The sequence below is a fragment of the Aerococcus sp. L_32 genome, from assembly GCF_050689315.1.
Window position 1 is genome coordinate 1 of record NZ_JBOEQF010000127.1, and the last position, 6,243, is coordinate 6,243.

At 36.7% G+C, this 6,243-nt stretch carries 6 protein-coding genes; 2 read left to right on the top strand and 4 right to left on the bottom strand.

The window, feature by feature from the left end:
* A partial coding sequence (locus tag ACRCJ0_RS08570) for an FAD-dependent oxidoreductase (protein WP_431390186.1) occupies nt 1–988 on the top strand: 988 nt, incomplete at its 5' end.
* Nucleotides 989–1,103: 115 nt separating this feature from the next.
* Here the strand turns inward: ACRCJ0_RS08570 and ACRCJ0_RS08575 are convergent.
* The 4 genes from ACRCJ0_RS08575 to ACRCJ0_RS08590 are packed head-to-tail and all read right to left on the bottom strand — an operon-like array spanning nt 1,104 to nt 5,256.
* On the bottom strand, nt 1,104–2,348 hold the full coding sequence (locus tag ACRCJ0_RS08575; RefSeq protein ID WP_431390187.1) for a NupC/NupG family nucleoside CNT transporter: 1,245 nt from the start codon (nt 2,346–2,348) through the stop codon (nt 1,104–1,106).
* Between the two features lie 2 nt (nt 2,349–2,350).
* Nucleotides 2,351–3,508 (bottom strand): iron-containing alcohol dehydrogenase, encoded by a 1,158-nt coding sequence (locus ACRCJ0_RS08580; protein WP_431390188.1) that lies wholly within the window; start codon nt 3,506–3,508, stop codon nt 2,351–2,353.
* A gap of 16 nt (nt 3,509–3,524) precedes the next feature.
* Complete coding sequence (locus ACRCJ0_RS08585; RefSeq protein ID WP_419973302.1) at nt 3,525–4,217, bottom strand: phosphoribosylanthranilate isomerase; 693 nt, start codon at nt 4,215–4,217, stop codon at nt 3,525–3,527.
* A gap of 19 nt (nt 4,218–4,236) precedes the next feature.
* The gene (locus ACRCJ0_RS08590) at nt 4,237–5,256 is read right to left on the bottom strand and encodes a carbohydrate kinase family protein (RefSeq protein ID WP_431390189.1); all 1,020 of its coding nucleotides are present in this window, start codon (nt 5,254–5,256) and stop codon (nt 4,237–4,239) included.
* 114 nt (nt 5,257–5,370) lie between these two features.
* Between ACRCJ0_RS08590 and ACRCJ0_RS08595 the strand changes: the two genes are divergently transcribed.
* On the top strand, nt 5,371–6,243 hold an 873-nt coding region (locus ACRCJ0_RS08595; RefSeq protein WP_431390190.1), incomplete at its 3' end, for a PfkB family carbohydrate kinase.

The window sequence follows — 6,243 nt, forward strand, 5'->3', positions numbered from 1 at the left end:
TATCTTCTACTTACGTGGTAGAAACTGGGCAGATAAAGTGAAAAATCGTATGTCTTCAGCTAAAAAAGCTGTAGTTGTTGGTGCTGGTTACATCGGTATCGAAGCAGCAATTGCTTACGCACAAGCTGGCATCGACGTAACAGTTGTCGACTTTGTTGATTCAATCTTACCAACTTACCTTGACAGTGAATTCACTAGTCTTCTAACAAAACATATGGAAGAAAAAGGTATGAAGATTAAAACTGGCGAAGGTGTGAAAGAATTTAAAGTCAACGAAAACAACGAAGTAACTGCTGTTGTCACTAACAAAGGCACTTACGAAGCAGATACAGTTATTATCAGTGTTGGAGTTCGTCCAAACACACAATGGTTGAAAGACACTTTAACTCTTGATGGTCGCGGCTTTGTTGAAGTCAACGAACACATGGAAACTTCAGTTAAAGATGTTTACGCTGCAGGTGATGCAACTGCTATTCCTTTTGCACCTACAAACGACAAAGCTTACATTGCTTTAGCAACTAACGCTCGTCGCCAAGGTGTCATCATGGCTCGTCACGCAAGTGGTGACGCAGAGGCTAAAATTGGGCGTGTAAACGGTACATCAGGTCTTGCTGTATTTGACTACAAATTCGCTACTACTGGTATCAAGGATGCTAACGCAAACTCTTACCAAGGAAATGTGAAATCTGTTTACAAAGAAGACTTAATCCGTCCTTCATTTATGCATGACGAAGAAAAAGTTTTAATGAAGCTTCATTACGATGCAGATAACGGTCGTATATTAGGTGCTCAATTAATGTCAACTTATGACATTCTTCAAGCTATTAATGCTGTATCTGTTGCGATTGAAGCTGAATGGACTGTAGACCAATTAGCGCAAGCTGATTTCTTCTTCCAACCAGAATTCAGCCGTCCTTGGAACTTCTTAAATGTCTTAGCGCAAGAAGCTCAAGGTCAACCATACGGCGCAGACACAATGATTTTCTAATCCAAACGAAAACCACTTTTTCACCACAGATATATAACATTCTTTATAACAAAAATAAACAGGCAGGTAGATTTCATTAATCTACCTGCCTGTTTTCTATATTATGTTATCAAAGTTAAAAGAACATACCCACTATCGCCGCTACAAGCAATGATGACAATGTCGCGCCAAGCAGTAATTTGCCCAGGTAACCACCAACGATTCCAGCTTTTTCTTCGCTGATAGCCTTAATACCGCCAGTAACAATACCTAATGTACCTAAGTTAGCAAAGCTCATACAATATACTGAAATCATCGCTAAAGATTTTTCTGAGATAATACCAGTCAGGTTACCTACCTCAGCTAATGCCACAAACTCATTGGTAAATAATTTTTGTGCCATAATAGAACCAACTTCCACAATATCCACACTTGGTACACCAATAGCAAATGCAACTGGTGAGAAAATGTACCCAACGACTTCCGTAAATGTAACACCTACTAAAGCATCTAGTCCGTTATTCAAAAATGTGATAATCGCAACAAATCCTACCAGTGTAGCTGCTACAGCGACTGCTAACCCCCAACCATTAGAAATATAATCACTAATTACAGAAATAAAATTAGGCTTCACTTCATTTTCTTCTTCCACTTCTGATATACTCTCAACATCAGCAGGTTTATTGGCATTCATTTTTTCTTCCATAAATTTATCCTCTGTAGCCGTATCGTATGGATTAATAAAACTAGAAATAATGAATGTTGCGAAGATATTTAGGAATACTGCAACTACAACATATTCACCAGGAATCATCTCCATATACGCAGCCAGAGTAGATGCTGCAACTGTTGATGTAGAGGTCATTAGAAATGTAAACAATCTCTTCCCACTCATCGCTAGGATTTGGTCTTTAATGGTCATATATGCAGTTGGTTGTCCAATCATTGTAGTCATAATAGAATACTGACTTTCCAACTCGCCAACACCAGTAATTTTATTAATTGCCCAACCTACCCATTTCATAATAAAAGGTAAGATTTTCAAATAGTCTAAAATACCAATTAAAGCTGAGAAGAATACAATTGGTAATAATACGTTAAAGAAGAATACGGTAGCGCCTTCTTCAAACATAATGCCACCAAAAACGAAATTAATGCCTCCTTGGGCTTGTACATTTAACCATGCAAAGGCATTTGAAATTCCTTGCAATAAGGAAATACCAAATGTTGTACGTAAAGATACGAACGCTACAATAAACATCAAAACAAACATTACACCAATATTTACTAAGCGATTTTTGATTTCTTTTCTATCCCAAGATGCAAAATAAGCAATTGCCAAAATCAATATAACTCCAATGATGTTTCTGATAATTCCCATAATTATTCACCCTCAATAATCTCTGTCATTAATCTTCTTACAACTTCTTCATCTAAGGGTAATGGTGTATTTGGTGCAAAACGTTCTTTAACAACTTCTGACGAAAGATTAATAAATACTTCCTTATCAATATTGAATTTAGAAATTGGTTGCATCCCTAAAGTTACATCTCTGAAATGAATATAAGCTTTCGACACTAAATCCCCAATTTGATCGGCATCTTCATCACCATTAAATGTTAACCCCAAAATTTGTCCAATCTCTTTCACTTTCCGAGTTTGGGCATCAGACACATATTTTAACGCCGCTGGTAATGCATAAGCACACATCATACCATGAGGTACATGGAATTCTGCACCGGTAATATGTGCAATTGAATGCCCGATATGAGTTCCCCCATTATTAATAGCCCATCCACCTAAAGCTGCAGCAACTTGCATCTTCGATCTTGCTAACTTATCAGTTGGATTTCCAATAACTTTAGGTAGGTAGTTGACAATAATAAACATTACTTTTTCACAAATCGCATCATTAACTGGTGTTGCTAGTTTAGATGTATAAGCTTCAGCTGCATGTGAAAATGCATCTAGTCCCGTTGCTATCGTTTGTCCTAAGGGTAGTGTAAGTACCCACTCTGGAGCTAATATCGCCACTTCACTCTTGGCACTATCAGCTAAAATTGTATGTTTTGAATCAGTTTCCGGATCTGTTAAGACCACCGCGTTAGACAATTCACTACCTGTTCCAGAAGTGGTTGGTACTGAGAGTAGCCCTGGGGAATGCTGTACTACTTTTCCTTCTATGTAAGAAATAATCTTTCCACCATTATGTGCTAAGATATTAATACCACGGGCAACATCTAATACACTACCGCCACCAATAGCAAGAACTGCATCGCAACTTTCTTCAGCGTAAACTTCGTATCCATTATCAACTGTGGATATAACAGGGTCCGGTTTTACTGAATCAAAAATATAGTATTGCAATCCCGCATCGGTTATTTTGTTCAGAAATGCTTTCATTAAATCAGTTCCCGCCATAAATTCATCGGTAACAATTAAAGGTTTTGAATACCCCCCTTTTTGGAGCACACCAACTGCATCTTCTACAAAGTTGTCTGTAGTTAGAATATTTACACTTTGAATCATTTTATAATTCATATAAAACCGCTCCTCTTTATAATCCTAATTCAGCCGCTACTTTATCCGCTCTTTCGCAGAATAAACGAACTTTCTCAATATCTTTTTCCATATGTCCACCATCATACTTGATTGATGTTTTAGACAGCGAATCTACACCTGCAGGTCGAACATAACGAATTGCTTCCTCAACATTATCTGGTCCTAAACCTCCTGCCATAATTACCGGAATATCAATAGCTTCAACAATCGCCTTATCAATATCCCAGTCATGAGTTTCGCCAGATGCACCAATTCCAGTGTCCGGCGCTAATCCAGTATCCGTAAGAATCCAATCAGCAAACTTACTATATTCAACCGCTCGTTCTAAAGCGCCAGGTCCATCTACTAAAACGGCCTGCATAATTTCAATACCAGGGCAAGCTTCACGTATTTTTTCTGCAAAATCTTTATCACACGTAAAATCCATGCCTGCAAAATGTACAATATCAGGTTTTACTCGTTGACAAACATCGATAATTTCTTGCCCGTCCTGATTCAACATAATCGCAACCGTTTTTACGTCCCGTTCTCTACATTTATCAAAAATCTTATCTACTAAATTATGTTCTACACGATGAGCAGGTACGCCACCATCTTGCATAGGTACCAAACCAATATGGTCTGCACCTGCATCGATTGTTTGAACTGCTTCTTCATAAGTAATAATTGAATATAATTGTTTTAACATTGTATAATCTCCTTTTATATTAGTACGAAATAGTCTCGTATGATTGTGCGTGACGGACAACTGAACGAATAGATAATTCATCTGAAACTGAACCTTCAGTTTGTAGCGTGATGCTAGATGCTGCTTGGGCTAATTGTGAGACTTCTTCTACAGATAGAATATTGCCATAATGGAATCTGGCCCATACCAATGTAGCCATAGAGCAATCCCCCGCACCATTAGCACTAACAACTTCTGTCGGAATTACTGGTACAAAAGTTGGCTTTTGAGTCTTATCTGCAACAACCATACCTTTAGACCCTAGTGATAAATAGACATGCTCAGGCCCTAAATCAATTAATTTGCACGCAGCTTCTTTAGCTTTTTCTAAATCAACTACTTTAACTCCTGTATATAATTCGATTTCATGTTCATTTGGTTTAATCGTATCAATCTTATCTAAAATTTTTTGAACTCTATCCGCCTTAGAAACTGAAACTGGATCAACAAAAATTGGTGCAGTAACATTATCTCCAAGCCACTCTAGTGTTTCTTTAGATAAGTTAGCATCAAATACAACAACTTCTGCTTCATTAATCATATCTAATTTATCTTGTAAGAATGCCGGTGTGATACAATCAACGATTCCCATGTCATTCACACCTGTTACCATATCACCTTCATCATCTGTAACATAAAGATATGTAGAACTATTTGCATGATCTAATTTTTCTGCATAATCTAATTTAATATTTAATTCATTACAACTTTTTTCAAGTAATAAGCCAAAGTCATCATCACCATATGCTGTAATTAAATAAGTAGGAACTTCAAGGTTCACCAAATTATGTGCGATATTCCGTCCAACGCCACCCGGGCTAAGAAACACTTTACCAATATTCGAGTCACGTTCATGATAGACAGGTCCGGAAATCCCTGCGATATCCATATTTAATCCACCAATTACTACTACGTATTTTTCAAGCTCCATTTTTACTCCTCCTGTTCTGCTGTGAACTAAATATACTATGACAAACCCTATTTTTGTTAACGGTTTCATTTTCTAGCAACAATTGTTTATAATATAAGAGAAAAAGCTCACAAATTATTCAAAATATTATTTTTAGTAAACTATTGTTGAAATTCAGTCTCAGTTAAATCTAAGGAGGTTAACATGACACGTAACGAAGAAGGAGTTTTATCACTAATTGCTATTAATCCTTTTATCAGCCAGGAAGAGATTGCCAAAGAAATTGGCTTATCTCGTTCTGGGGTAGCTTCCATCATTCGTAAATTAATTAGCGAGGGCCATATAGAGGGTAGAGGATATTTCATTTCCAAACCTGGTTATGTTTCTATCATAGGAGGGGTAAACGTAGATTACATAGGACGGTCACATCAGAAAATAACCGACAAAAATTCTAATCCTGGCAAAATTCATACAGCCATAGGTGGAGCTGGTCATAATATGTCAGCTAATTTAACCAAATTACATGCAGATAACTATTTCATCACCGTTTATGGAAATGATGCAGATGGTAATCAAATCATTGTGGATTCAAAAGAACACGACATTGATATGTCTTATTCGCAAAAAATAGAGGATATGAGTACTAGTTCTTACATGTACATAGAGGATTATGAAGGCAGACGATTGTTAGGTGTAGATGATATGGAAATATATCAATATATCACTAGTAATTTTCTCAACGCTAGATGTGAAATCATAAATCATTCTGACTATTGCTTGGTTGACACCAACCTTTCAAAAGATTGTTTTAAGTGGTTATATAACCACTTATCCATCCCTTTAGTTGTTAAAACTACTACTAACCTAAAAAATTCAACAATTCTTAGTTCACAAATAAAGATCGATACACTAGTTACAACGGAGGAAGAATTTGTTGTTTTACTAAATGATTCTACTAATCGACCCTTGACCATAAAGGAAGGTATGAAATTTCTAGGCGCTAAGGGCATCGAAACGATTATTTTATATGATTATCTCAAAGGTATACTATGCTATGTGCACTCAGAAGGTCAATTC